A 26,184-nucleotide genomic window follows, 5' to 3' on the forward strand; every position below is an offset into this window, starting at 1 on the left:
GATGAAAAGAGCTGTGGTGCGGTGCGCTTACTTGGGCATCAGCACGGTGTCGATCGCATGGATCACGCCGTTGCTGGCGGCCACATCGGTTGCTATCACCTTGGACTGGTCCACCATCACGCCCATGCTGGTGGACACGGTGATCTCTTGGCCCTGCACGGTCTTGACCTTGCCGGCCTTCACGTCCTTGGCCATGACCTTGCCGGGCACCACGTGGTATGTCAGCACCTTGGTGAGTGCTACCTTGTCGGCCAGCAGGCCATCCAGCGTGGCCTTGGGGATCTTGGCGAAGGCTTCGTCAGTGGGCGCAAACACCGTGAACGGGCCGGGGCCCTTGAGGGTGTCCACCAGACCGGCAGCCTGCACGGCGGCCACCAGGGTCTTGAAGTTGCCCGCCTTCACGGCGGTGTCAACGATGTCTTGCGCCATGGCGCTGAAGGTGGCGCCAGCGGTCAGAGCGAGTGCAATCAGGGTCTTCTTCATGGGTCGTTCCTCTCGGTTTCGATGGAATTGACACGCCAAGATGGGCGTGGCGCGAATGTATAACCATTTGGTACGAAAGTAAACCGTTTGGTTATTCAATAACTGATTGGTCGTAACGAAATGAAAAAAAGCCCTGCAAGGCAGGGCTTTTTGGTGGGTGTTGCGCAGTTGTGCGCCGTGGACCCGTGCGTTCAGCGAACGATCAGCAGCGGCACCTTGCTGTGGGCGAGCACCTGGGTGGTCACCGAGCCCATCACCAGCGTAGCGATGGCGCCGTGACCGTGCGAGCCCATGACCAGCAGGTCGAACTTGCCGGTGTCTGCCACCTTGGCAATGGTCTCGCCCACCGCGCCCACCTTGACGCTGCGCTTGGCATCCACGCCGTGGCGACCCAGGAATTTGCACACGGGGGCGAGGATTTTTTCGGCTTCTTCGGCGTGGTAGTTGTCCACCACTTCCTTGCCCAGCGCAGCGCGCGCGCGCGGGGGCAGAGGGGCCTGCACCGTCAGCACGGTGTAGGTGTGGGTGCCGCCCAGCAGCTCTTCGTGGGTGGCCAGATAGGCCAGCATCTTCTTGGTGTAAGCGCTGCCATCGACAGCAAGCAGGATGTTCATGGTGTTCTCCGAAAAGGGATGAGGCAGACTACTCTGCGCTGGCGCCTGTTGTCTTGACCTGGGTCATGTTGTTTTGTCCGGCGCGTGGCGAATTCGTACGAACTGCATGGCCATCATACGGTGACCACGCAGCGCGGCTGAAAAGCCACCTGCTCTCCCTTGCGCGCATAACCCAGCGGGTTGGCCACCACCCGGCACTGCCAGGCGGATCCGTCGCTGCGCTTGCCCTGGGCGGTGTAGTCGCTGGGCGCATGCAGGTGGCCATGCAGCCACAGCGGGGTGTACATCAGCAGGTCATCCAGCGCATTGCAAAACCCCGCTGTGCCTGGCACCAAGCCATAGCGGGGATCAGCGCTGCGCAGGCTGGGTGCAAAGTGGGTCACGACCACGGTGGTGCCGTCAAAAGGCTGCTGCAACACATCGCGCAGCCATTGCTGGCAGGCCAGCGCCTGCTCGCGCATGGGTTCGGCCAGAAATGGCTCTGCATCGCGCGTGCCGCCTGTCTTGCGCAGGTAAAAATTGGCCGCGCGAAAAGCCTTGTCGCGCAGCTTGAGCCTGCGCGTGAGGTCGGTGGCGCCCTCATGGTCGGCCAGTGCATCAAAGTCGCTCCAGAGCGTGGTGCCCACAAAACGCGTGCCCTGCAGCACCAGGGTTTCACGCTCCAGCCACGCAATGCCCAGGCGGTCGCAGGTCTGGCGCAGCCGCACATGAGCGGCATCGAAGTCCTGGGCGTCGTACTCGTGGTTGCCCGGCACAAACAGCACGGGTGTCGGCCAGGCAGCATGTTGGGGCAGGGGCGAAAACCGGGCCAGGCCGAAGTCGTCGTCGCCCAGTTGCGAGCCTTGCTGGTAGGAGCCAACGTCCCCCGCCAGCACCAGCACGTCGGCGCCAGGGGCGGGTTCAGGCACAAAGTGCGGGTGCGCCTCCAGATGGAGGTCGGACAAAAGCTGGATGTTCATCAGTCGTGCAGTCTACGGCGTACCGTGCAGATCCTGCCCCGGGAAGGTGCGTCGCGCCGAGCGCGCCAGAGCTTGCAGCAGCCAGGTCATCGCGGCCTGCTGCGGGCCACGCCGGCGCCACAGGGCGTCCACGTGCACAGCGGGTACGTCCAGCGGCAGTGCCCTTTGCACCAGGGCGTCGGCAATGCCGGTCACCGGGACAAAGTGGCGCGGCAGCACTGTCAGCAGGTCCGAGCCCGACACCACCCGCCCGGCCGTGAAGAATTGGTTGACTGTGATCACCACCTTGCGTTCGCGGCCCAGCGACGCCAGGGCTTCGTCGATGAAGCCGAAAGGGCGCCCCGAAAAACTCACCAGCATGTGCCGCGCTGCGCAGTAGGTGTCCAGCGTCAGGGGGGCGTCGGCCAAAGGGTGGCCCTGGCGCATCACGCACACGTACTCGCCGTCGTACAGCCGGCGGCTTTCAAAGGCCACCACGCCGCCCGATTGCGCCCGCGCCGTGAGGTCGGCCAGCGCAGCGGGAAAGTAGCCCACGGCCATGTCGGCCGCCTCTTCTTCCAGCAGGCGCCGGGGGTCGCGCGTGGTGAGAGGCAGCACGCGGATGGAGATGCCGGGGGCTTCTCGTTCGATGATCTCCACCAGGGCGGGCACCAGCGTCGCCGCCGTGGCATCGGCCATGGCCAGTACAAAGGTGGACTCGGCCGTTGCCGGATCAAAGTGCCCTGGCGCCAGGGACTCCTGCAAATGGGCCAGGGCCTCGCGCACGGGCGGCCACAGTGCCAGTGCACGCGGCGTCGGCTCCACGCCCTGGCCACTGCGCACCACCAGTTCGTCGCCCACCACGTCGCGCAGTCGCCGCATGGCGTTGCTGACGGCCGGCTGGGTGATGGACAGCTTGTGTGCCGCCCGGGTAAGGCTGCGCTCGGCCATCACCTCGTCAAAGACGCGCAGCAGGTTCAGGTCCAGGGAGCGGAAGTTCAAGGGAGTCATGGTGACCCAAGAGCATATTCATCACTGGCATGAATATCAATGATTCAAAATATAAACTTGAACATGCAAAGGGTAAACCCTAATATCACCCCATCGCCCGGCAATCTCGCCACAAGCGTTAGAAAAGGGAAACCGAAATGACCGCCTTTGCACACGTTGAGTACCCCACCGAACACCCCGGCGTTGTCCGCGCCGAAAACGCAGCCGCCGCCCTGAAGAGCGCTGCCGCCCACTTTGACGGCGCGCGTGGCGCAGCCTCCTTGCTGCTGGCCGCCGTGGTCTCCGCGCTGCTGGTGGTGGCCAACCAGGTCATCGACACCTGGACCGAAGGCCACCTGCTGGCTGCCTGGATGGTGCTGTGGCTCGTGGCCTTTGCGGCCCTGGCCCTGTTGACCAGCCCCGCCCGCCGCGCCGGTGTTGCGCTGCGCGGTACTGCGCTGGCATGGGCTGAAAGCCGCCGCCGCGCTGCCGAAGATCAGCGCACCTGGCAAGTCGCCTTGAAGGATCCCCGGATCATGGCTGAACTGAACCATGCCATGGGCATCCCCACGGTGAACAGCATTCGCAAATACTACTGAAGCATCCGCGCAGCGCACGCTGCGCAGCTAAGCCGATTCGAAGCCGTGGCAAATGCCACGGCTTTTTTTATGCCCCGTTGTGTCCCGTTCGGTGGTGTTCTTGCAGTGCCCCCAGGAGCAAAAAAAAGCCGCCCCGCAAGAGCGGGACGGCTTTGAATGGTCAGCTTCCTTGATTGAACGCTGCAGTGTCAGGCGGCCAAACGCTTTTCCAGCTGCGCTTTGGTATCGAGCAGCGCCTTTGGCAGGTGGTAGGCCAGCTGTTCGAAGTGCGCATCGTGCAGCTTGAACTCTTCGGCCCAGGCCGCCTTGTCAATGCTGGTGACTGCCTGGAACTGCTGGGCGCTGAAATCCAGACCCGTCCAGTTGATCTCTGCGTACTGCGGAGCCACACCGAACATGGTTTCCTGGCCTGGGGCCTGGCCTTCGATGCGGTCGATCATCCACTTGAGCACGCGCATGTTTTCGCCATAGCCAGGCCACACAAACTTGCCCCCCTCGTCCTTGCGGAACCAGTTCACACAGAACACCTTGGGCGGCGTCTTGCCGGTGGCGGCAATCTTGCCTTCCATGTTGAGCCAGTGCTGGAAGTAGTCGCTCATGTTGTAGCCGCAGAAGGGCAGCATGGCGAACGGGTCGCGGCGTACCACGCCCTGGGCGCCAAAGGCGGCGGCGGTGGTTTCGCTGCCCATGGTGGCTGCCATGTACACACCTTCGGTCCAGGTGCGGGCTTCGGTCACCAGCGGCACCGTGGTGGAGCGACGGCCGCCAAAGATGAACGCGTCAATCGCCACGCCACTGGCGTCGTCCCACTGCGCATCGAGCGCGGGGTTGTTGGTGGCGGCCACCGTAAAGCGCGAGTTGGGGTGGGCGGCCTTGGCGCCAGTTTCCTTGGCGATTTGCGGCGTCCAGTCCTTGCCCTGCCAGTCGATCAAATGGTCGGGCAGCTTGCCGGTGTCCTTTTCCATGCCTTCCCACCACACGTCGCCGTCGTCCGTCAGGGCCACGTTGGTGAAGATCACGTCCTTGTCCAGGCTGCGCATGCAGTTGGGGTTGGTGTGCATGTTGGTGCCGGGGGCCACGCCAAAGTAACCCGCCTCGGGGTTGATGGCGTACATCTTGCCGTCGGCATGGGGCTTGATCCAGGCGATATCGTCACCGATGGTGGTGACTTTCCAGCCGGCAAAACCGGCTTCGGGCGGCACCAGCATCGAGAAGTTGGTCTTGCCACAGGCGCTGGGGAAGGCCGCTGCCACGTGGTACTTCTTGCCTTGGGGGTTGGTCACGCCCAGGATGAGCATGTGTTCGGCCAGCCAGCCTTGGTCGCGGCCCATGGTGGAGGCGATGCGCAGTGCCAGGCACTTCTTGCCCAGCAGCGCATTGCCGCCATAGCCCGAGCCGTACGACCAGATCTCGCGCGTTTCTGGGTAGTGGACGATGTACTTGACCTTGGGGTTGCAGGGCCAGCTCGTCGTGTCCTTTTCGCCTTCGGCCAGGGGGGCACCCACGGTGTGCATGCAGGGCACAAATTCGCCTTCCACGCCCAGCACGTCGTACACGGCCTTGCCCATGCGGGTCATCAGGCGCTGGTTCACGGCCACGTAGGCGCTGTCGGTCAGTTCTACGCCGATGTGGGCGATGTGGCTGCCCAGCGGGCCCATGCTGAAGGGCACCACGTACATGGTGCGGCCCTTCATGCAGCCGTCAAACAGCGGCTGCAGCGTGGCGCGCATTTCGGCGGGAGCCATCCAGTTGTTGGTGGGGCCGGCGTCTTCCTTGGCGGCCGAGCAGATGTAGGTGCGGTCTTCCACACGGGCCACGTCCGACGGGTCGGACCAGGCCAGAAAGCTGCCAGGGCGCTTGGCGGGGTTGAGCTTCTTGAAGGTGCCAGCGTCGACCAGCTGCTGGCACAGGCGGTCGTACTCTTCCTTGGAGCCATCGCACCAGTAGATGCTGTCGGGTTTGCACAGGGCGGCCATGTCGGCCACCCAGGCGAGCAACCGAGCGTTTTTGACGTAAGCGGGGGCGTTGAGATTCAGGCCCTGCATCGTGGGTGCGTTCATCGGGGAGCTTCCTAAGTTGAAAAAACGTTTTTTCAAAGGAAGCGGACCGGGCGGGTCACGGCGAGGCCTGGCGCAGTTGCGGTGCTGAGCGCTGCCTTTGAAAAAACGGCTTTCGTGCTCAGTCGGCGGGCGGGAGCGTGTGTCAGCCCCACGGGTGGAGGCTAGTTCCACGGATTCCGCGGGTCGGCTGGGATGTCAATTTTATGAATCTGCCGCCGGTTTGTCTGTCAGACAGGGGTCAAAACCATGCAAAAAAAACATGAGGTTATGCATGACTTTGTCCGCTCCGTTCCATCAAAGGCTGGCCGAATTGCCCTTCCACCGCTCGTAGCCGCTCCTGCGCAGCGCGCACGCCGGGCAGGTGCCACAGCCATAGCCCCAGGCGTGCAGCGTGTCGCGCACGCCGTGGTAGCAGGTGTGCGAGTCGTTCACGATCAGATCGACCAACGCCTGCCCACCCAGGGTTCGGGCCAGTTCCCAGGTCTCGGCCTTGTCCAGCCACATGAGTGGGGTGTCGAAGGTGAAACGCTGCCCCATGCCCAGCGACACCGCCACCTGCAGCGCCTTGAGCGTGTCGTCACGGCAGTCGGGGTAGCCCGAAAAATCGGTCTCGCACATGCCGCCCACCAGGGTGTGCAGGCCACGCCGGTAGCCGACGGCAGCAGCCAGCTGGAAGAACAGCAGGTTGCGCCCGGGCACAAACGTGTTGGGCAGGCCGGCGGCGGTCATCTGGATCTCGGTGTCGCTGGTCAGCGCCGTGTCGCTGATGTGGCCCAGCACTGACAGGTCGAGCATGTGGTCATCCCCCAGCTTGGCCGCCCAGTGCGGGAACTGTGCACGCAGCGATGACAGCACCGTCTGCCGTGCCTGCAGCTCGATGTGGTGGCGCTGGCCGTAGTCAAACCCGATGGTTTCGACATGGGCAAAGTGTTCCAGCGCCCAGGCCAGGCAGGTGGTGGAGTCCTGGCCTCCAGAAAAAAGGACGAGTGCGTGTCCGGGTCTCATGGGGGTTCTCCAGGTCAGACGGGGATAGGGGTGGTGCGGGACGAAAAAAAGCCCCGCTCTGCGGGGCTGGTGCGATGGCCGCCGGAGCGGTCAGGCCATCATTACGGCGATGAACGCCAGCAGGAACATCATGATGCCGCCCACCACTGGCAGCACCACGGGCATCACGGAAACGACGTTTTCCACGGGGTCGTTGGATGGCGTGGCGGGGGCGTGCGAGGTGTTGTGGTCAGACATGGTGGGCTCCAGATGCTTAAAACTTGCGCAATTCTAGCTGCGACTGTCCCTTCAGGGCGCAAAACCCTGCTGTCCCTCAGATCAGATCGGCCTGCATGCCCGCCGTGCGCAACTGCGTCAGCACCTCATCCACATGGGTCTTGCCGCGGGTTTGCAGCACCAGTTCGATCTCCACGTTCTGCGCGGCCAGCATGGTGAAGGCGCGCTGGTGGTGCACCTCTTCGATGTTGGCACCCGCGTCGGCCACGGTGGCGGTGATGCGCGCCAGCACGCCGGGCACATCGCGCGCGCTGACCTTGATGCGCGCCAGGCGCCCAGAGCGCACCATGCCGCGTTCGATGATCGCGGCCAGCAGCAGCGGGTCGATATTGCCGCCGCACAGCACCAGGCCCACGCGCTTGCCCTTGAAGCGTTCGGGGTAACGCACCAGCGCGGCCAGGCCTGCGGCGCCTGCGCCTTCGACCAGGGTCTTTTCGATCTCCAGCAGCATCAGCACGGCCTGTTCGATGTCGCCTTCGTCCACCAGCACCAGATCGTCGACCAGGCGCTTGACGATCTCCTGCGTGATCTTGCCCGGCGTGCCCACCGCAATGCCCTCGGCAATGGTGGAGGTGCCCTGCGGGTGGTGCGTGCCCTTCACCGCATTCACCATGGCCGGGAAGCGCATGGTCTGCACGCCGATGACCTCGATGCCGGGCTTGATCGCCTTGGCCGCCGTCGCCACACCCGAGATCAGCCCGCCGCCGCCCACGGCAATCACCAGGGTGTCCAGGTCGGGCACGGCCTGCAGCATCTCCAGGCCCAGCGTGCCCTGGCCGGCGGCCACGCCTTCGTCGTCATACGGGTGCACAAAGGTCAACCCCTGCGCATCGGCCAGTGCATAGGCGTGGGCGCGGGCTTCCTCCAGAGTGTCGCCATGCAGTACCACGTCGGCGCCAAAACCGCGCGTGCGCTCCACCTTCACGCCGGGCGTGAAGCGCGGCATCACGATCACGGCGCGCAGGCCCAGGCGCTGCGCGTGGTACGCCACGCCCTGCGCGTGGTTGCCGGCGCTCATGGCCACCACACCCCTTGCGCGCTCCTCGTCCGTCAGCAGCGTGAGCCGGTTGCAGGCGCCCCGTTCCTTGAAGGAGGCGGTGAACTGCAGGTTCTCGAACTTGAGGAACACCTGCGCGCCCACGATCTGCGAGAGCGTCTTGGATTCCACACAAGGAGTGTCCAGCACCTGGCCTTGCAGGCGGGTGGCGGCGTCGCGGATATCTTGGAGGGTCAGCATGGGCCGATTGTGGCGCAACGCGGGCCGGTGGAGCACCGTAGCGGGTGCCGGGCAAGAAAATGAATGAAAAGTGCCGCAAGCGCTAGAAATTCATGCGCTGAATGCTATCAATTTTGATTGCATATTTGAGGCCCAGCCTGCGCGCCAGTTTGTGCAGGTTGCTCGCGTCCACCTCCAGCGCACGCGCGGCCTGGGCCCAGTTGCCATGGTGGCGGGCGAGGGCCTGCGTGATGGTGTGCCGCTGGCAGGCATCTACGGCGTCGCGCAGCGGGCCCTCGGCGGTGGCGGGGGTGGGCGAAGTGGTGGCCACTGCGGGGGTGCCGGCGTCCGGAGGGTTATGGGCCACGCTGGCGGCGTCGGCATCCAGGTCGAGCAGCGCAGACTCCAGCGTCACGATGTCGGCCCGGTTCACGCCGCGGCTCAGGGCCTTGAGGGCGGCGCGGCTGACCACATGCTCCAGCTCGCGGATGTTGCCCGGCCAAGGGTAGCGGCGCAGTGCGTCCTGTGCGCTGGCAGACAAGCGCAGGCTGCGCAGGCCCAGGCGCGCACGGTTCAGCTCGAGAAACCGGCCCGCGAGCAGCAGCACATCGTTGCCGCGTTCGCGCAGCGGCGGGATAGGCACGGGGTACACCGACAGCCGGTGGTACAGGTCGGCGCGGAATGCACCGTCGCGCACCTGCTCGCGCAGATTGCGGTTGGTGGCGGCGATCACGCGCACATCCACGCGACGCGGGCGGTCGGCGCCCAGGCGCTGGATCTCGCCGTTCTGCAGCGTTCGCAGCAGCTTGGCCTGCACGGCCAGCGGCAGCTCGCCCACCTCATCAAGGAACAGCGTGCCGCCATCGGCCGCCTCGAAGCGTCCGGGCCGGTCGGCTACCGCACCGGAGAACGCACCGCGCACGTGGCCAAAGAGTTCGCTCTCGGCCAGCGACTCGGGCAGCGCCGCGCAGTTCACGTGCACCAGCGGTTTGGTTCGGCGCGTGGATTGGCGGTGCAGCAGGCGTGCAAACAGCTCCTTGCCCACACCGGTTTCGCCCAGCAACAGCACCGGCAGGTCCGAGCCCGCCACCACCGTGAGCTCGTGCAGCAGACGCAGCAAGGGTTCGCTCTGGCCAACGATCTCCATGTCGCCATCGCCCGCGCGGGTGGTGCGCTCGTCGTCGGCGCTGCGGGTGTGGGGGGCGCTGCGCAGCGCCTGCACCTCTCGCTCCAGCCGCGAGATGCGCACGGCCGCCTCCACCAGCACCTTGCAGTCGGCCAGCGCGGCACGTGCGGCCGCGCCAAAGGTGCCGGTCTGCAGTGCGTCTAGCGTCAGCACACCCCAAGGCTGGCCGTCCACCCACAGGCTCACGCCCATGCAGTCGTGCACGGGCAGGGGCTCGCCCACCAGGGTGTCGAGCAGGCCGTCGTAGGGGTCGGGCAGGGTGCTGTCGTGGTCGAAGCAAGTCACCTCGCGCCGCGCCAGGATGGCCGCGAGCCGGGGGTGCTGGCCGACCGCAAAACGCCGGCCCAGCGCCTCGCGCACCAGGCCCTCCACGGCCACGGGGCGCAGGTGGTCTTCTTCCAGCTGCAGCAGGGCCACGGCGCCGCATTGAAAGCGCGTGCGCAGGTGGTCGGCCAGCCGCTGCAGGCGCACGGCCTGGGGCAGGTCGGTGGCCAGGTCGGCCAGCAGGGGGCTATCGTCCATGGTGATATTTACCTTTAATGGGTGAATTAAACCCCATTAAGGGATGGTCAAAAAAACCATGACTGGTGTAAGTGGTTGATTTGATAGGTCTGCGACCCTGGCCCGGCGCTTGCGATGTGGGCAGTGACACCGATTCACTCGTTCAGAAAAGCCATGACCACAAGACCCCGACCCCATGCCGTCAGCGCACGCTGGCGCCGCCCTTTCGTTGTTGTTCTCTTGAAGCAGGAGGCCCGCCATGGGTAACTACCGCAAGCTCTGGTTCACGCTGATTGGCGTGCTCATCGTCACCTTCAGCCTGCTGGGCTACTACGGCGCCGAGGTCTACCGCACCGCGCCGCCCATCCCCGCCAAGATCGCCACGGCCGGGGGCGAAGTGCTCTACACCCACGACAGCATCCTCGACGGTCAGACCGCCTGGCAGTCGGTGGGCGGTATGCAACTGGGTTCCATCTGGGGCCACGGCGCGTACCAGGCACCCGACTGGACGGCCGACTGGCTGCACCGCGAGCTGCTCAACTGGCTTGACGTCGCGGCCGAGCGCGCGCACGGCAAGCCGTTTGCCGACATCGACGCCGCCGCCCAGGCCGTGCTGCGCGACCGCATGAAGACCGAGTACCGCACGAACACCTACAACCCGGAGACGGGAGTGGCCACCGTGTCTTCGGTGCGGGCCGACGCGATCGCGATGACGGCGCTGTACTACGACCAGCTCTTCAGCGATGCCCCCGCACTGCACAAGACGCGCGAACATTTCGCGATGAAGGAGAACACCCTGCCCAGCGCCGAGCGGCGCGCGCAGATGATGGGCTTCTTCTTCTGGACGGCCTGGGCCGCCGCCACCGAGCGGCCTGGCAAGGATGGGGGATCCGGTGCAACGTACACCAACAACTGGCCCCACGAGCCGCTGATCGGCAACCAACCCACGGCCGAGAACATGGTCTGGTCGGTGATGAGCGTGGTCGTGATGATGGCGGGCGTGGGCTTCCTTGTGTGGGGCTGGTCCTTCCTGCGCAAACACGACGAGGTGGAGCCCACGCCACCCCAGCACGACCCGCTCTCGCGCGTGCCGCTCACGCCCTCGCAGCGCGGGCTGGGCAAGTATTTGTTCCTCATCGTCGCGCTGTTCAGCTTCCAGGTGATGTTGGGCGGCTTCACGGCCCACTACACGGTGGAGGGCCAGCAGTTCTACGGCATCAACGTGTCGCAGTGGTTCCCGTATTCGCTGGTGCGCACCTGGCACATCCAGAGCGCGCTGTTCTGGATCGCCACGGGCTTCCTGGCGGCCGGCCTGTTCCTCGCGCCGCTCATCAACGGCGGCAAGGACCCGGCTTACCAGAAGCTGGGCGTGGACATCCTGTTCTGGGCGCTGGTCGTGGTGGTGGTGGGCTCGTTCGTCGGCAACTACCTGGCCATCGCGCAGATCATGCCGCCCGAGTGGAACTTCTGGCTCGGCCACCAGGGCTATGAATACGTGGACCTGGGCCGCCTGTGGCAGATCGGCAAGTTCACCGGCATCGCCTTCTGGCTGGTGCTCATGCTGCGCGGCATCGTGCCGGCGCTGCGCACTCCCGGCGGCGACAAGAACCTGCTGGCGCTGCTGACGGCGTCGGTGGTGGCCATCGGCCTGTTCTACGGCGCGGGCTTCTTCTACGGCGAACGCACGCACCTGTCGGTGATGGAGTACTGGCGCTGGTGGGTGGTGCACCTGTGGGTCGAGGGCTTCTTCGAAGTCTTCGCCACCACGGCGCTGGCCTTCATCTTCTCCACGCTGGGGCTCGTGTCGGTGCGAATGGCCACCACGGCCAGCCTGGCCTCGGCCTCGCTGTTCATGCTGGGCGGTGTGCCCGGCACCTTCCACCACCTGTATTTTGCGGGTACCACCACACCGGTGATGGCGGTAGGCGCAGCCTTCAGCGCGCTCGAAGTGGTGCCCCTGGTCGTGCTCGGCCACGAGGCCTGGGAACACTGGCGCCTGCAGCACCGCACGCCCTGGATGGCCCGCCTGCGTTGGCCGCTGATGTGTTTTGTGGCCGTGGCCTTCTGGAACATGCTGGGCGCGGGCGTCTTCGGATTCATGATCAACCCGCCCATCTCGCTGTACTACGTGCAGGGCCTGAACACCACGCCGGTGCATGCCCACGCTGCGCTGTTCGGTGTCTACGGCTTCCTGGCGCTGGGCTTCACGCTGCTGGTGCTGCGCTACATCCGCCCGCAATTGGTGTTCAGCGAACGGCTCATGAAGACGGGATTCTGGTGGCTCAACGCGGGCCTGGTGCTGATGATCGCCACCAGCCTGCTGCCCATCGGCTTGTTCCAGTTCCACGCCAGCGTGAGTGAAGGCCTGTGGTACGCCCGGGGCGAGGCCTTCATGCAGCAGCCCTTCATCCAGACGCTGCGCTGGGTGCGCACCTTCGGCGACGTGGTCTTCATCGTGGGTGCGCTGGCCATGGCCTGGCAGGTTGTGAGCGGCGTGTTTGGCTCGCGGGCACCGGCAGCCACCGCAGGGACCTACCTGGCGGAGGCCCGCCGCTGATCCGTGCCACGCGCTGCTGCCACCACCCTCGGCGGCAGCGCAGGCCCTTCATTCATCCCACAAGGACTGACCATGAACCTCGAAAAATTCAAGCACCAGCACACCGACATCCTGCGCCGCATCGCCACCTTGCGCACCCTGGCCCATGCAGGCGTGGAGGCCAACGCCAGCGCCATCGCGCAGGGCATCGTGGCGATGAGCGGCACCATCAAGCTGCACCTGGCCGTGGAAGACCAGGTGCTGTACCCCGCACTGCAGCGCGGCGGCAACGCCGAACTGGCGCGCCTGGGCCGCCAGTACCAAAGCGAGATGGCATCGATTGCCAGCACCTACGACGCCTTTGCGCGTCGCTGGAACACGGCCGAGAACGTGCGCCGCGATGCGCAGGGTTTCCGCAACGAGGCCAATGTGGTGCTGCGCCGCGTGTTCGAGCGCATGCAGCGCGAAGATCATGACTTCTATCCGCGCATCGAGGAAGAGGAGGCCATCGCCTGCGCTTGAAAGACGCAATACCCGCGCGTACCAGGATTTCCCCCCATCCATCGGTAGGGCCTTTGGGCACCTTCCTTCACCGGCCTGACAGGCCGGTTTTTTTTGACCTTGGCATCTGTCGCTGGTTTCTTAGAGCCTTCGACAGAGGGTCAGCCCTGCTGGCTGACCCTCAGCACCTCGGTGCCATACGCCTCCAGCTTCTTCGCCCCCATCCCGCTGATGCCCTGCAGGTCGTCCAGCGATGTGGGGTTGCGCTCGGCAATGGCTGCCAGCGTGGCGTCATGAAAGATCACATACGCGGGCAGGTTGTGCTCGCGTGCCACCTCGGCGCGCCAGGCCTTGAGGTTGATGAAGCGCACCTGTGCATCGGGCCCCAGGTTGGCAGCGGCGGCCGGGGGGGCACTGCCTTTGCGCGTGCGCTTGGCGGGGGCGGACGACACCGATTCGCGCAGCTGCACCGGCACTTCGCCCTTGAGCACCGCGCGCGAGCCCTCGGTGAGGCACAGCGTGTCAAAGCTGTGGCCGCTGTCCAGCATCACCTTCTGTAAGCCTAACGCGCCGGTGGCGATCAGCTGGCGCAGCACGCCGCGCAGCTGGGGCTCTGTCAGGTCCGCACCAATGCCGAAGGTGGAGATTTTTTCGTGCCCGAACTGCGCCACCTTCTCTGTTTTCTTGCCGCGCAATATGTCCATGATGTGCCCCGTGCCAAAGCTGATGCCGCTGGCCTGGTTCACGCGGTAGATGGTGGACAGCAGCTTGCGTGCCGCATCCGTGGCGTCCCACACCGCCGGTGGGTTCAGGCAGTTGTCGCAGTTGCCACAGGGCGTGGACTGCTCGCCAAAGTAGGCCAGCAGCCGCACGCGGCGGCAGTCGGTGGCTTCGGCCAGCGCCAGCAGCGCATCGAGCTTGCCGCGCAGCGCCTGCTTGAACTCTTCGCCCGCCGGGCTCTCGTCGATCATGCGGCGCTGGTTGACCACGTCGTTCAGGCCATAGGCCATCCAGGCGTCGGCGTTCAGCCCGTCGCGGCCTGCACGGCCCGTTTCCTGGTAGTAGCCCTCGATGTTCTTGGGCATGTCCACGTGGGCCACAAAACGCACATCGGGCTTGTCGATGCCCATGCCGAACGCAATGGTGGCCACCATCACGATGCCTTCCTCGCGCAGGAAGCGGTCCTGGTTCTTCTGGCGCACTTTCGTGTCCAGCCCCGCGTGGTAAGGCAGGGCGGTGATGCCCGCGTCGCTCAGCGTGGCGGCCAGCTCTTCCACGCGCTTCCTGGACTGGCAATACACCACGCCGGCCTCGCCCGCATGCTCGCGTTCGATGAAGCGCAGCAGCTGGGTGGTTGCGTCCTTCTTCTCGACAATCGTGTAGCGGATGTTGGGCCGGTCAAAGCTGCTGATGAACAGGCGCGCGTCTTCGAGCTGCAGGCGCTCGATGATGTCGGCCCGTGTGAGGTCGTCGGCCGTGGCGGTGAGCGCAATGCGCGGCACCCCCGCATACCGCTCGTGCAGCACGGTGAGTGCGCGGTACTCGGGGCGGAAATCGTGGCCCCACTGGCTCACGCAATGCGCCTCGTCAATGGCAAACAGCGAGAGGTGGCCGCCTTCGTACAGGCTGTCGAGCAGGCCCAGAAAACGCGGCGTGTTCAGCCGCTCGGGCGCGGCGTACAGCAGGGTGATATCACCCGTCTGCAGGCGCAGCTCCACATCCTGCGCCTCGTCAAAACTCAGCGTGGAGTTGAGAAACGCCGCATCCACCCCCGCCTCGTGCAGCGCGCCCACCTGGTCGTGCATCAGCGCGATCAGCGGCGAGATCACGATGGTTACCCCGCGCCCCTGCTGCTGGCGCACGATGGCCGGCACCTGGTAGCACAGCGACTTGCCCCCGCCCGTGGGCATGAGTACCAGGGCGTCGCCGCCAGCGATCACATGCTCAACAATGGCCTGCTGCGGGCCGCGAAACTGCTCGTAGCCAAAAATGTCCTGCAAAACGGAATGGGCAGGGGACAGCGCGGGAGACAGGCGAGAGGACAAGCGGATACTCTGAAATTGATAGCTGCCAGCGCATACAAAACAAGCGCTTGGTGCCGATAGGGCCAAAATTTTTGGGCGCGCCCGGGCTTGGCCCCGTGCGCGGCAGGCGCATATTGTGCGCTGCAAGAGGGCGAGGGGCTGGCTTTCTACAATAGCGGGCTATGCAAGCCCTCCACTACACGCGCGCCGCGCAACTGCCCGACATCCTCGCCCAACGCATCGTCATCCTCGACGGCGCCATGGGCACCATGATCCAGCGCTTCAAGCTGGGTGAGGCGCAGTACCGGGGTGAGGGCTACACCGGCCCCGATGGGGCGGGCGACCGGTTCAAGGACTTCCCGCGTGACGTGAAGGGCAACAACGAGTTGCTGAGCATCACACGCCCGGACGTGATCCGCGACATCCACGAGCGCTACCTGGCCGCTGGCGCCGACCTCATCGAGACCAACACCTTCGGTGCAACGACCATTGCGCAAGAGGACTACAAGATGGCCGAACTGGCGCGCGAGATGAACCTCAAGTCCGCCCAGCTGGCCCGCGCCGCCTGCGACAAGTACAGCACGCCCGACAAGCCCCGCTTTGTCGCAGGCGCCCTCGGCCCCACGCCCAAGACGGCCAGTATCAGCCCCGACGTGAACGACCCCGGTGCGCGCAACATCGACTTTGAAACCCTGCGCGCTGCCTACTACGAGCAGACCGAGGCGCTGGTCGAAGGCGGCGCCGACGTGCTGCTGGTCGAGACCATCTTCGACACGCTGAACGCCAAGGCCGCGCTGTTCGCGATTGACGAGTTCTTTGAAAAGAGCGGCGAGCGCCTGCCGCTCATCATCAGCGGCACCGTCACCGACGCCTCGGGCCGTATCCTCTCGGGCCAGACGGTCACCGCCTTCTGGCACAGCGTGCGCCACTCGCGCCCGCTGGCCATTGGCCTGAACTGCGCGCTGGGCGCCACGCTGATGCGCCCCTACATCCAGGAGCTCAACCGCGTGGCCGAGGACACCTTCATCAGCTGCTACCCCAACGCCGGCCTGCCCAACCCCATGAGCGACACCGGCTTTGACGAGACCCCCGAGATCACCAGCCGCCTGGTGCACGAGTTCGCGGCCGAGGGGCTGGTCAACATTCTGGGCGGCTGCTGCGGCACCACGCCGGACCACATTGGCGCCATCGCCAAGGCTGTGGAAAGCGTGCCTACGCGCAAGATGTTCTACCCTGCCGAAGCCTGAATGTGAGTGAAATGGGCTGTTGGCGCTTATTCCATAAGCGCCAACAGCTATAGAAATAGTAGTCAATGCCGTACCAGCGCAGTGCGGCAGCCCATTGCAGGGTGGCGCCCGGTGCGGCAACCTTGCAATCCCCCACCATTGCGCCTCCCCGATACCGCCCCCTGGTCTGCCCACCCCATGCTTGATACCGCCACCCCGCCCGCTCAATCAACCGTTGAAGGCGACGACGCACCCGCAGTGGCCGCAAAGGCCGCCGCCCACGCCGCGCTCAAGCTCGAAAAGCGCTTGGTGCGCCAAGTAGCGCAGGCCATCACAGACTTTGGCCTCATTGAAGACGGCGACAAGGTCATGGTGTGCGTGTCGGGCGGCAAAGACAGCTACGCCATGCTCGACGTGCTGCGCATGCTGCAGCAGCGCAACGGCCACAAGTTCGAGCTGATCGCCGTCAACCTCGACCAGAAGCAGCCGGGCTTTCCGGCCCATGTGCTGCCCGAATATCTGACGAAAGTGGGCGTGCCCTTCCACATCGAAACGCAGGACACCTACAGCGTCGTCAAGGAGCATATCCCCGAAGGCAAGACCATGTGCAGCCTCTGCAGCCGCCTGCGCCGGGGCATCCTGTACCGCGTGGCCGACGAGCTGGGCTGCACAAAAATAGCGCTCGGCCACCACCGTGACGACATGCTGCAGACGTTCTTTTTGAACATGTTCTTCGGTGGCAAGCTCAAGGGCATGCCGCCCAAGGTGCAGAGCGACAGGGGTGACCACCTCATCATCCGCCCGCTGGCCTATGTGGCCGAGGACGACCTCACCCGCTGGGCCGAGCACCGCAAATTCCCCATCATCCCCTGCACGCTCTGCGGCAGCCAGGAGAACCTGCAACGCAAGCAGATCGGCCAGATGCTGCGCGACTGGCAGCAGCTCTACCCCGGCCGCATCGAAAACATGGCCGTGGCGCTGCGCAACCTGGTGCCCTCGCACTTCATGGACCCGCGCCAGTTCGACTTCAAGGGGTTGGTACCCAACGGCGTGGCCGACGCCGATGGTGACAAGGCCTTTGACGCCGAAGAACTGCCCGCGCAGGCCGTGGGCATGCTCGCGGGCCTGCCCCTGATGCCCCGCTGAACCCGACCCCCGACGATTTTTAGATTGGGCCACCCCATGACCACGCTCAAAGCCCCCGAACTGCTCCTGCCCGCCGGCTCGCTCGACAAGATGCGCGCCGCCTACGACTTTGGCGCCGACGCCGTGTACGCAGGCCAGCCGCGCTACAGCCTGCGCGCGCGCAACAACGAGTTCCGCATGGAGCAGATCAAGCAAGGCATTGACGAGGCCCACGCACGCGGCAAGAAGTTCTTTGTGACCAGCAACCTGATTGCGCACAACGACAAGATCCGCACCTACCTGCGCGACATCGAGCCCGTGATCGACTGCCAACCCGACGCCCTCATCATGGCCGACGCGGGCCTGATCATGATGGTCAAGGAGAAGTGGCCCGAGCAGGTGGTGCACCTCTCGGTGCAGGCCAACACCACCAACTGGGCGGCCGTGAAGTTCTGGCAAAAGATGGGCGTGGAGCGCGTCATCCTCTCGCGCGAACTCAGCCTGGACGAGATCGAGAAAATCCGCCAGGAATGCCCCGACATGGAGCTGGAAGTGTTCGTGCACGGCGCGCTGTGCATTGCGTACTCGGGCCGCTGTTTGCTCAGCGGCTACTTCAACCACCGCGACCCCAACCAGGGCACCTGCACCAATGCCTGTCGCTGGAACTACGCCACGCACGACGCCGACATCGACCCGACCACCGGCGAAGCCATTGCCCAGAAGATGGAAGGTGACTTCAACTTCGAGGCCGCGCAGCAGAAGGCGGAACAATCGTTTGCCTCCACCACCGGCAACGGCGAGCGTCATCCCAAGGCCGACAAGGTCTACCTGATCGAAGAAGCGGGCCGCCCTGGGCAGATGATGCCCATCATGGAAGACGAGCACGGCACGTACATCATGAACAGCAAGGACCTGCGTGCGGTGGAGCACGTGGCGCGCCTGGCGCAGATCGGCGTCGATTCGCTCAAGATCGAGGGCCGCACCAAGAGCCTGTACTACGTGGCCCGCACCGCCCAGGTGTACCGCCTTGCCATCGACGACGCCGTGGCGGGCCGGCCCTTCAACCCCGAGCTGCTGATCGAGCTCGAAGGCCTGTCCAACCGAGGCTACACCGGCGGCCTGCTGGAGCGCCGCCCCAGCAACGACTACCAGAACTACCTCAGCGGCCATTCGGCCACGCAGCGCAGCCAGTTCGTGGGCGAGGTGCTAAGTGCTGTAGGCCAGGCCGAGGTGGGGCTGTCAGGCGACTGGGTGCAGGTGGAAACCAAGAACCACTTTGCTGTGGGCGACCTGGTTGAGGTGGTGCACCCCAGCGGCAACATCACCGTGCGCCTGCAGGAAATGCGCAATGTGGAAGGCCAGCCTGTACAGGTCGCGCAGGGCAGCCCGGTGCGCGTGTGGATCCCGCTGCCCGCGCGCTACAGCGGCGCGCTGCTGGCTCGGGTGATTGAATCGCAACCGCCTGCTGAAGCGGCAGAGCCCGCTGTGGCGGTTTGATTTTCACAGGGGCTGCGCATGAAGACGCTGTTGCATGCCACGCAGCCCCGCCGTGTGGCTACTGTTGCTTTGCTGGCTGCGGCCTTGGCGGGCTCCGCCATCGCCCAGGTCCCGGCCGTAGCGCCTGCGAAGTCGCGCTACGTGCAGGGCTCCTGGGTCAACCTGCGCGAGTCTACGCAGCCGCAGGCGCGCGTGGTGGCCCAGGTGCCCGCCAACACCGTGCTGCAGCAGCTCACCGAACGCGACGGCTGGTGCGCCGTGCTCTATGCGGGCGATGCCCGCCTGGGGCCCCTGCTGGCGGAGCCGCTCCAGGCCCACATCGCCTGCAACCTGCTGGCCGACCAGCCCCTCAGCCTGGCCCAGGCAGGCAAGGACGCTGCCCGCGCCTTCTGGGTCGCGCCATCGCCCAACCGCCTGCGCGCCTACGGCAACGCCCTGCCGCGCCCGCCAGCCCTGCAGCTGCCCACGCTGGCCAAGAGCCATGCGCACGAGATGCCAGTGCAGTACCCCACGCGTCCTGAATGGGAGGCTGCCAAAAAGCTCATGCGCGCTGGCGTACTGCTGCAGCCCGAGCAGGAGATCGACCGTGGCCGCCCGGTGAACCCGCTGGACGACCTGAAGCTGGCCACCCGCCCCGAGTACGACAACATTCCCGCCGTGGCCCCTTTGGCCGCCAAGCCCGCCCTGCCTGCGATTGCGCCGTCGTACTTTCGCAGCCACACCAGCGTGGCTCTGCTGCACGAGACCGATGCCGACGGCCTGGCCGCCGTGGCGGGCATCCGCATCAGCGTCATCCCCACGGGCGCTCCCGTGGGCCGGTTCAACCGCCACAGTGGGCCTGAGATCGAATACATCACCGGCTTCTGGGATGTGGGCTCTGCCGACCAGGCCTTCGCCCCTGCGCTGACCGTGTATGCCATCACCCACAAGGGCCTGGTGGGCGCCCACACCGTGCGCCAGCGCTATTGGGACATCAGTAACGAAGAGCACTACTGCGGCGGCCACTACCCCGGCCGTGGGTTCAACGACCCTGGCGAAGAAGCCCAGCCCGTGCGCGGCTATGCCAAGCTGTCCGACAGTGCCGAGGTGCTGACCCGCCTGGTGCTGCCCGGCAAGTTGCCGCCTGATGCGGTGAAGGTGAAGACCAGGCGCTATGCCACGAGCTGGATGCAGCCCGCCGACCCGCCCATCCGGGACAAGCCCCAGCGCAAAAATACCGCCGTGCTAGTGCACGAGATCGACGTGGACCGTGACGGCATTGCGGACATCCTGCGCATCGACACCCCTTCGCCCGGCAGCATGAGCTTCGAGCCGATCTTTGAATGGCGCTGGTACCTCAATATCGGCGGCCAGTGGTTCCGGGCGGGGGTTTGGGTGGATCAGGAGTGCACCTGATGGGCACGTGCAGAGGGTCTGCCCGTGCTCAAGGGGATACGCCGTCGTCGTAGGTGTTGCAGTTGAACCCGTTGAGCAAGGCCAGCGAAGGGACTGCAAAGCGCTTTTCTTTGCTGACCTTGACATGGCCCTTGACCCGTTCGTAGGTGATGAATTTGCCGGCCAGGTAGTTGACGCTGCTGCGGCCGTATTCCTTGCCTTGAACCTCCCAGACGTTTTCCTTGCCGATCAGTTCAAAGTCGCCACGCCGTGGGCTGAAGCGGAACTGCAAGGTGGTGGTGGCTGATACATCGCCTTCCGCCTTGTCCACAGCGGTCACCCACAGCGACGTGCCCTTGGCTTCGAGGTTGTAGAACTTTTGCGCCGTGCAGTAACTGGAAGAGGCAGAAAGAGGTGTGTATGCGCCGCCCGCTTTGCCCGCCAGAACTACAAGGCGTATTTCCATCGGCCGGTCCACAGGCCCGTCAACTTCGTTGAGGATCAAGGCGAGGTCCTGCACGCCATCGTCGTTCCAATTGCCCGCGGTGGAAGTCCATTCGACGAATGTCTGGTTCGGGAACAGTGCAGCTACTGCTGCTTTGGCAGTGGCAAATTCTGGCGGTTGTGCGAAGGCTGCAGCCGCCATGGCCAGCAAGGCGACTGTGGTCGAAATGTGGTGGGTGATATGCATGGGGCACCTTCTGGGCTCACTGGATGTGTGGAGTGGGGATTGTGTCTGTGCAACGGTCAGCGTAGGCTGCCCGGTTGCCGCAGCAATGCCCCGAGCACCAGCGCCTCGGCCACCACTTCCAGCCCTTCTTCCAGCGTGGCCAGCAGCGATGGCATCTCGGGCAGGCTGGGCCAGTGGGTTTGCACTTCGGGCCATTGGTCCACACCAATCGCCAGCCAGCCCACGGCCAGGCCCGCCCACAGCAGGGCGCGGGTGCCGGTGTGCAGCAAGGCGCGGTGCAGCCAAGCCATAGTGAGCAGGCCCACCACCGCCACGGCCAGCATGGGGGCTTCGCGCACGGGGGCCCAGCGACAGGCATCCGTCCATTCGTGGCAGCGAAACTTCCACAGCTCGTGCAGTATGAACTGCTCGTCCAGCGCCAGCACAAAAAACGCAAGCGCCAGCCAGGCGCCCAGCCGCCGGGGCAGGGCGCGGTCCCCCACCATCCGAAGGCTCGTGACGCTGAGCGCCAGCAGCAGCGCACTCGACAGCCACGACACCGGCGAGCCGTCCGAGCGGAAGGCGCGCTCCCACTGCGGCGCATACATCCACCCACTGAACAGCAGGAAGCCCAGCACGGCCAGCAGCAGTGCAGGCGCAACCCCGGTGTGGGGCATGGGGTGGCGATCGACAAGGGGTGGGCGTGCTGTGGTGTGCGGGTGCATGGCGGGGAGGTGGCTGCGCGCTGAGAGGCAACGCGGCGGGCAGTGGAACCGGATTGTGGGCAAAAAGCGCCGGTAGCGCCTGACTTTATTGCACCTTTTGCTATGTAGTTGATAGCTGAAGCGCTTGGCAAGCCAGCCCATACCATGGCCTGTTCACGCCGTAAGAATCGCTACAGAATCGGACATCCATTCCCCAGGCAGCCCGGCATGACCTTCCCGATCGATCCGTCCCGCACGGCACTGCCGCCCGTGGCCCAGTTCCTGGCCGAGGCGGCGCTGCAGCGGCAGACGGCGTTGCTGGGGCTGGACAAACCCAAACCTGCTGCACCGGCACCCTTACCTGCCGCAGACCCCAGCGCGCCGCCGCCATCGGTCGCATCACCCAGCCCGCCCGGCGGGCCGCTGCCTACACCGGCGGACCAGGCCAGCATCTCGCCCCAGGCGCGCGAACAGTTGGCGGCGGGCTTTGACCCGCGCAGGGCGGGCGGGGCCGATCGCCGCTTGCAGGGCGCCAGGGGCGAGGGCGCCGCGCAGGCTGCGTCCCCGGGGGCATCGGCGCTGCCCCGTGGCGCAACCCCGGGTACGTCCGGCCATGTGGCGGCGTCCGCAGCCTCCGCCACAAGTGGCGCAGCCTGGCCCGCGTCCGGCCTCAGCACGCCGCTGCTGCGCATGGTGAGTGCTCTGGTGGCAGAGGTCACGGCCCAGGCCGGGGTGCCGCAGCGCGTGGTGGCCGCGCAGCCCTGGCCCATGGGCATGGCCCAGGCGCTGGAGAGTGGGGCGCTGGATGCCGAACAGCCGCCCTTGCAGACCTGGCTGGTGCGCCAGGGCGTGGTGGCAACACCCGAGGGGCCGCGCGGGCTGGCGCTCACCCTGCGCGCGCCGGTGCCGTGGCTGGCGGCACAGGCCTCACCTGCAGCAGCCAGCGTATCGGCAGCGCAGACGGGCGCCGGTGCCAGCGTTGCGGGCGCGCTGCAGGTGCCTTTTGCCGGGGGCGGGCAGGCGCTGCAATCGGGGGTGATGGCCTTGGTGTTGCAGGGCATGGATGCCGCCGCGCCGCGTACCAGCGCGCTGCTGGTGCTGGACCTGCAGCCGCAGCTGGCCACCACCGTGTACGGGCGCGACATGCTGCAGCAGACCACAGGCCGCCTGGACCCTTGGACCCAGATGGCCGTGCTGCAGGCCAGCGGGCAGGTGCCGCGCGAGGACGAGCGTGCGCGCAATGGGGCATCTGGCCTGTGCGAGACCGTGGGTTGCCCGTATGCAGCCCGCGCAGAGTGTGCGCAGCCCTTCTGTCTGGCGCTGCGTGGCGTGTTGCCACCCGGGCCGGTGGGGCCTTCGCCGTCTGCCTGAGGGCGCGCCCTCAGGCTCTCTAACGGCTGTGTGCGAAGTCGTGCCCTCCACCGGGCAGGGTGCGTGACGGTTCCCACGCAGGGCGGTGGGTGTGTTCGCTCTGGTGGGCAGGGGCTGCTGCGCCCACGCCGTGCACCATGGCCGCATGGCGGGCGCGGGTGATGGGGTAGGCCATCAGCAGTGGAATCGCCAGCACCAGGCACAGCGCCGGCAGCAGCCCCGTCATGGCTGTGATGCCCTGCAGCGCCTGGGCAGACTGGGCCACGTTGGGCACATACCCGGTCAGCTCCAGCATACCGGCCACCAGCACCGTGGCCAGGGTGCGCGCGAGCTTGTCGACCAGTCCATACAGGCCGTAGTACATGCCGGTCTGGCGCTCGCCCGCCTGCATATGGCCGTGGTCGATGGTGTCGGGCACCATGGCAAACGGCACGATCCAGTGCGCGCCCATGCCAATGCCCACCACCACCAGGATGCCCGTCACCAGGGCCTGCTGGCCTGGGCCCACCCAGTACAGCGCCACCAGCCCTGCGCAGCAGAGCACCAGCCCGAGGATGTAGGCCCGGTTTTTCTCCCAGCGGTCCACCACACGCTTCCAGACGAACAGTGACACGCCCACCACCGCGAGCAGGATGCCCATGATGCGTGGCAGATCGCCCTTGTCGCCCTGCAGCTGGTAGATGACGAAATATGCGAGCGAGGCCTGCACCAGCGTGAGGCCCAGCCGGACCAGACCCGCAGCGCTCACCAGCATCACAAACGGGCGGTTGCGCAGCGTGGCCAGCAGGGTGCTGCGCACCGACACCCAGCCGGGTTCTGCCGCTGCGGTGGCTGCGGGCGGTGCGTTGACGGTGGTGGCGGGCTCGCGCACGCGCCAGGCCACTACCGCCACGGCCACCCCGGCGGCCAGCCCGAAACAGGCGCCTGCCAGTGCGTAGCCCGCGCGTGCATCCGGCGCGGCCCGCACCAGCAGAGGCATGAACACGCTGCCCGCAAAAAACCCCAGCAGGGCACCCATGGATGCAAAAGCCGTGAGGCTGGTGCGCTCGTCGTAGTCCTGTGTCATGTTGGCGGCCATGGCCTGGTAGGGCAGCTGCACCAGCGTCATCACGGTGTCGAACAAGGTGTAGGTGACGGCAATCCACACAAACGCTGCCCAGGGGCTCAGGCCTGGCGGCACCATCCACACGGCGGCAGCCACCACCGCCAGGGGCAGGGCGCCGTAGATCAGGTACACGCGGTGGCGACCGTGGCGCGAGCGCGTGCGGTCGGTCAGCCAGCCAAACAGCGGGTCGTTGATGGTGTCCCACACCTTGCCCACCAGCAGCGCTGCACCGGCCACGGCCGGAGGCACCAGGGCCACATCGGTATAGAAGATCATGAGCAGGAAGCTCATGGCTGCAATCAGCATCTGCAGGCCGACATTGCCCACGGCGTAGCCGAGCTTGGTGCCCAGGCTGAGCGGAGCGGGCTGTATGTTCATGGGGGCTGTCATGGGTGTGCGGATGCCATTGCTTCGGCCTGGGGAGCAGTCGCCATCGAGCCCGCCACAGGCTCTGCGCGCGCCGTGTGCGCCGCGCTGCTGCGCGGCGGCATGGCCTCCAGCATCAGGCGCACCTCGCGCCGCAGCATCTTGTTGAGGAAGCTGCGCGGAATCTCTGTGACCAGGCGCACATCGTCGGGCTGCATCTCAGGCGGCAGGTGTTGCACCAGAAACTCCGCCAGGTCGTGCTCCAGGGCCTGGGTGCCCCGGTCATTGCGCCAGCTTTGCCGCAGGCTGGCTACCAGCACGGCGGCGGCGCCGTGCTGCACCAGGCAGGCTTCCTTGACGGCAGGATGGCAGTGCGCCACTTCCTCGATCTCGCGCGGGTTGAGTGCCTGGCCGTGGCGCACTACGCGGTCGGCGCTGCGACCCAGCACATGCAGATAGCCGGCGGCGTCGAAATAGCCCAGGTCCCCCATCACTACCCAGCCGTCGCGCAGGGTTTCGCTGGTCTTTTCGGGGTCCAGCCAGTAGCCATCAAACCGCACCGGTGTCTGCACGGTGATCAGGCCCATCTGTCCCAGCGGCAGCGGCGCAAACTGCTCGTCGCGGATGACTACGTCCACGCCCGGCATCACCCGGCCCACGGTGGAGAGGATGTCGTTGCCCAGCGGGTTGCCTTGCGCGTCCACATGCTCTTGGGGCAGCAGCCAGGTGATGGGGGGCAGGGCCTCCAGGCAGCCGTAGCCCTGCTGGAAGATGGGGCCGAAGCGGCGGATGGCCTCGGCGATCTTGGGCGCGGGCATCATCTCCGAGCCGTAGGGCACATGGGTCAGGGACGACAGGTCGTACTGGCCCAGCGTGGGCTCGTCCAGCAGGTCGATGATGGCCGAGGGCGACAGAAAAGCGCGCGACACGCGGTGCTTCTGGATCAGCCCGGCCAGCGTGGTGGCGCGGAAGTCCTCGGGCATCACCAGCGCCGCGCCCGCCAGCAGCGTGGGCAGCACCAGGCCCGAGCCCGGGCCGGTGAGCGGCAGGCCCAGCATGTTCACGTCCGGCCCGTTCGCTGGCGGCTTGAAGTCGATGGCGCGCGAGATCAGGCGCACGCTGTCCAGGTACTTGCGGTTGCTGTAGCCAATAGACTTGGGCAGGCCCGTGGTGCCTGAGGTCATGTGCAGCGCAAATACATCGTCCTCGTGCACATCGGTCGCACCAGCGGACGGGGTCTGCTGCGCCAGGGCGCGCTCGTATTCATCCCCCAGCGCCAGCATGCGCAGGCCGGGCAGCTGCTCGCGCACGGCCTGCACGATGGGCGCGCTCAGCAGCGGGTCATGGATGAAGACGGCGGGCTTGACGCGGCCCATGGTCGTGAGCGCTGCCTCGGCCGGCAGGTGCTTGTGGAAGCTGGCAAAGATGGTGCCGTTCTCGAAGGTGGCCAGCCGGGTTTCGTACTGCTCGCCGGTCTCGGGCAGCCAGGTGAAGACCACATCCCCTTTTTTTACGCCCTGGGCCTGCATCCAGGCTTGCAGGCGGTACACGCGATCCTGCAGCTGCGCGTAGGTGAGGGTGCCGCGCCGGTCGATGAGCGCGGGTTTATGGGGGTGCAGGCGGTACGCCAGACGGGCCACGGAGCGCGCGGTGCGCAGGCGGCTGAGCAGAAAGCGCGCCAGCAGGCTGCGCAGGGATGGAAGGGCCACCAGAATCTCCCGAAGACGGCGTGAGTGCAAAGTCCAGGCAGTTTTTCACGCAAGGTCCGGGGGAAAGATCACCATTTGTATGTGTGCGTATCTTTTGGTTTCTGCGGC

22 protein-coding genes are annotated in these 26,184 nt (G+C 66.0%); 8 read left to right on the forward strand and 14 right to left on the reverse strand.

Annotated features, from left to right (window positions below):
- Nucleotides 1-27 precede the first annotated feature (27 nt).
- The 4 genes from ISS20_RS02175 to ISS20_RS02190 all read right to left on the reverse strand — a co-directional run bounded on the left by ISS20_RS02175 (nucleotide 28) and on the right by ISS20_RS02190 (nucleotide 3,046).
- Entirely contained in the window at nucleotides 28-483 is a 456-nt protein-coding gene (locus ISS20_RS02175; RefSeq protein ID WP_291433257.1) for a fasciclin domain-containing protein, read from the reverse strand.
- 191 nt (nucleotides 484-674) lie between these two features.
- On the reverse strand, nucleotides 675-1,097 hold the full coding sequence (locus tag ISS20_RS02180) for a universal stress protein (protein WP_015011999.1): 423 nt from the start codon (nucleotides 1,095-1,097) through the stop codon (nucleotides 675-677).
- 113 nt (nucleotides 1,098-1,210) lie between these two features.
- A complete protein-coding gene (locus ISS20_RS02185; protein ID WP_291433260.1) occupies nucleotides 1,211-2,056 on the reverse strand; it encodes a metallophosphoesterase in 846 nt (281 codons plus the stop codon).
- A 12-nt stretch (nucleotides 2,057-2,068) separates the two neighbouring features.
- On the reverse strand, nucleotides 2,069-3,046 hold the full coding sequence (locus ISS20_RS02190; RefSeq protein WP_015012001.1) for a LysR family transcriptional regulator: 978 nt from the start codon (nucleotides 3,044-3,046) through the stop codon (nucleotides 2,069-2,071).
- A gap of 137 nt (nucleotides 3,047-3,183) precedes the next feature.
- On the opposite strand from ISS20_RS02190, the gene ISS20_RS02195 reads away from it, so the two are divergent.
- Nucleotides 3,184-3,624, forward strand: a complete 441-nt coding sequence (locus tag ISS20_RS02195) for a hypothetical protein (RefSeq protein WP_056057089.1) — start codon at nucleotides 3,184-3,186, stop codon at nucleotides 3,622-3,624.
- A gap of 188 nt (nucleotides 3,625-3,812) precedes the next feature.
- On the opposite strand, the gene ISS20_RS02200 is transcribed toward ISS20_RS02195, so the two are convergent.
- The 5 genes from ISS20_RS02200 to norR form a co-directional block, all read right to left on the reverse strand.
- Complete coding sequence (locus tag ISS20_RS02200) at nucleotides 3,813-5,684, reverse strand: phosphoenolpyruvate carboxykinase (GTP) (RefSeq protein ID WP_291433265.1); 1,872 nt, start codon at nucleotides 5,682-5,684, stop codon at nucleotides 3,813-3,815.
- A gap of 294 nt (nucleotides 5,685-5,978) precedes the next feature.
- Nucleotides 5,979-6,689: a 7-cyano-7-deazaguanine synthase QueC gene (gene queC / locus ISS20_RS02205; protein ID WP_291433267.1), complete on the reverse strand. Its 711-nt coding sequence runs from the start codon at nucleotides 6,687-6,689 to the stop codon at nucleotides 5,979-5,981.
- Nucleotides 6,690-6,779: 90 nt separating this feature from the next.
- Complete coding sequence (locus tag ISS20_RS02210) at nucleotides 6,780-6,926, reverse strand: hypothetical protein (protein ID WP_291433269.1); 147 nt, start codon at nucleotides 6,924-6,926, stop codon at nucleotides 6,780-6,782.
- Between the two features lie 76 nt (nucleotides 6,927-7,002).
- Nucleotides 7,003-8,202 carry a threonine ammonia-lyase gene (locus ISS20_RS02215; RefSeq protein ID WP_291433271.1) on the reverse strand — a complete coding sequence of 400 codons (1,200 nt, stop codon included), beginning with the start codon at nucleotides 8,200-8,202 and terminating at the stop codon, nucleotides 7,003-7,005.
- Nucleotides 8,203-8,284: 82 nt separating this feature from the next.
- Nucleotides 8,285-9,889 carry a nitric oxide reductase transcriptional regulator NorR gene (gene norR, locus ISS20_RS02220; protein WP_291433273.1) on the reverse strand — a complete coding sequence of 535 codons (1,605 nt, stop codon included), beginning with the start codon at nucleotides 9,887-9,889 and terminating at the stop codon, nucleotides 8,285-8,287.
- 238 nt (nucleotides 9,890-10,127) lie between these two features.
- On the opposite strand from norR, the gene ISS20_RS02225 reads away from it, so the two are divergent.
- Together ISS20_RS02225 and ISS20_RS02230 are read left to right on the forward strand one after the other, a co-directional pair.
- A complete protein-coding gene (locus ISS20_RS02225) occupies nucleotides 10,128-12,425 on the forward strand; it encodes a nitric-oxide reductase large subunit (RefSeq protein WP_099731581.1) in 2,298 nt (765 codons plus the stop codon).
- 72 nt (nucleotides 12,426-12,497) lie between these two features.
- Complete coding sequence (locus ISS20_RS02230; protein WP_291433274.1) at nucleotides 12,498-12,926, forward strand: hemerythrin domain-containing protein; 429 nt, start codon at nucleotides 12,498-12,500, stop codon at nucleotides 12,924-12,926.
- 140 nt (nucleotides 12,927-13,066) lie between these two features.
- Here ISS20_RS02230 and recQ read toward each other — a convergent pair whose 3' ends face one another.
- Nucleotides 13,067-14,926 (reverse strand): DNA helicase RecQ, encoded by a 1,860-nt coding sequence (recQ, locus tag ISS20_RS02235; protein WP_291433357.1) that lies wholly within the window; start codon nucleotides 14,924-14,926, stop codon nucleotides 13,067-13,069.
- A gap of 185 nt (nucleotides 14,927-15,111) precedes the next feature.
- On the opposite strand from recQ, the gene ISS20_RS02240 reads away from it, so the two are divergent.
- The 4 genes from ISS20_RS02240 (at nucleotide 15,112) to ISS20_RS02255 (ending at nucleotide 20,172) form a co-directional block, all read left to right on the forward strand.
- Nucleotides 15,112-16,176 (forward strand): homocysteine S-methyltransferase family protein, encoded by a 1,065-nt coding sequence (locus ISS20_RS02240; protein ID WP_291433276.1) that lies wholly within the window; start codon nucleotides 15,112-15,114, stop codon nucleotides 16,174-16,176.
- 177 nt (nucleotides 16,177-16,353) lie between these two features.
- Nucleotides 16,354-17,301: a tRNA 2-thiocytidine(32) synthetase TtcA gene (gene ttcA, locus ISS20_RS02245; RefSeq protein WP_291433278.1), complete on the forward strand. Its 948-nt coding sequence runs from the start codon at nucleotides 16,354-16,356 to the stop codon at nucleotides 17,299-17,301.
- A 36-nt stretch (nucleotides 17,302-17,337) separates the two neighbouring features.
- Nucleotides 17,338-18,777, forward strand: a complete 1,440-nt coding sequence (gene yegQ, locus ISS20_RS02250) for a tRNA 5-hydroxyuridine modification protein YegQ (protein ID WP_291433280.1) — start codon at nucleotides 17,338-17,340, stop codon at nucleotides 18,775-18,777.
- Nucleotides 18,778-18,795: 18 nt separating this feature from the next.
- A complete protein-coding gene (locus ISS20_RS02255; RefSeq protein ID WP_291433282.1) occupies nucleotides 18,796-20,172 on the forward strand; it encodes an SH3 domain-containing protein in 1,377 nt (458 codons plus the stop codon).
- Between the two features lie 28 nt (nucleotides 20,173-20,200).
- Here ISS20_RS02255 and ISS20_RS02260 read toward each other — a convergent pair whose 3' ends face one another.
- Entirely contained in the window at nucleotides 20,201-20,842 is a 642-nt protein-coding gene (locus ISS20_RS02260) for a hypothetical protein (RefSeq protein ID WP_291433284.1), read from the reverse strand.
- A gap of 56 nt (nucleotides 20,843-20,898) precedes the next feature.
- Nucleotides 20,899-21,546, reverse strand: a complete 648-nt coding sequence (locus ISS20_RS02265; RefSeq protein WP_291433286.1) for a hypothetical protein — start codon at nucleotides 21,544-21,546, stop codon at nucleotides 20,899-20,901.
- Nucleotides 21,547-21,753: 207 nt separating this feature from the next.
- Here ISS20_RS02265 and ISS20_RS02270 point away from each other — a divergent pair, with 207 nt between their 5' ends.
- On the forward strand, nucleotides 21,754-22,896 hold the full coding sequence (locus tag ISS20_RS02270) for a hypothetical protein (RefSeq protein WP_291433288.1): 1,143 nt from the start codon (nucleotides 21,754-21,756) through the stop codon (nucleotides 22,894-22,896).
- Between the two features lie 19 nt (nucleotides 22,897-22,915).
- On the opposite strand, the gene ISS20_RS02275 is transcribed toward ISS20_RS02270, so the two are convergent.
- Together ISS20_RS02275 and ISS20_RS02280 are read right to left on the reverse strand one after the other, a co-directional pair.
- Entirely contained in the window at nucleotides 22,916-24,379 is a 1,464-nt protein-coding gene (locus ISS20_RS02275; protein WP_291433290.1) for an MFS transporter, read from the reverse strand.
- An 8-nt stretch (nucleotides 24,380-24,387) separates the two neighbouring features.
- Complete coding sequence (locus ISS20_RS02280) at nucleotides 24,388-26,076, reverse strand: AMP-binding protein (protein WP_291433292.1); 1,689 nt, start codon at nucleotides 26,074-26,076, stop codon at nucleotides 24,388-24,390.
- Nucleotides 26,077-26,184 lie beyond the last annotated feature (108 nt).

Origin of the sequence: Acidovorax sp., from assembly GCF_016783915.1 — a bacterium.
In the GTDB taxonomy this organism is placed as follows: Bacteria; Pseudomonadota; Gammaproteobacteria; order Burkholderiales; family Burkholderiaceae_C; genus Acidovorax.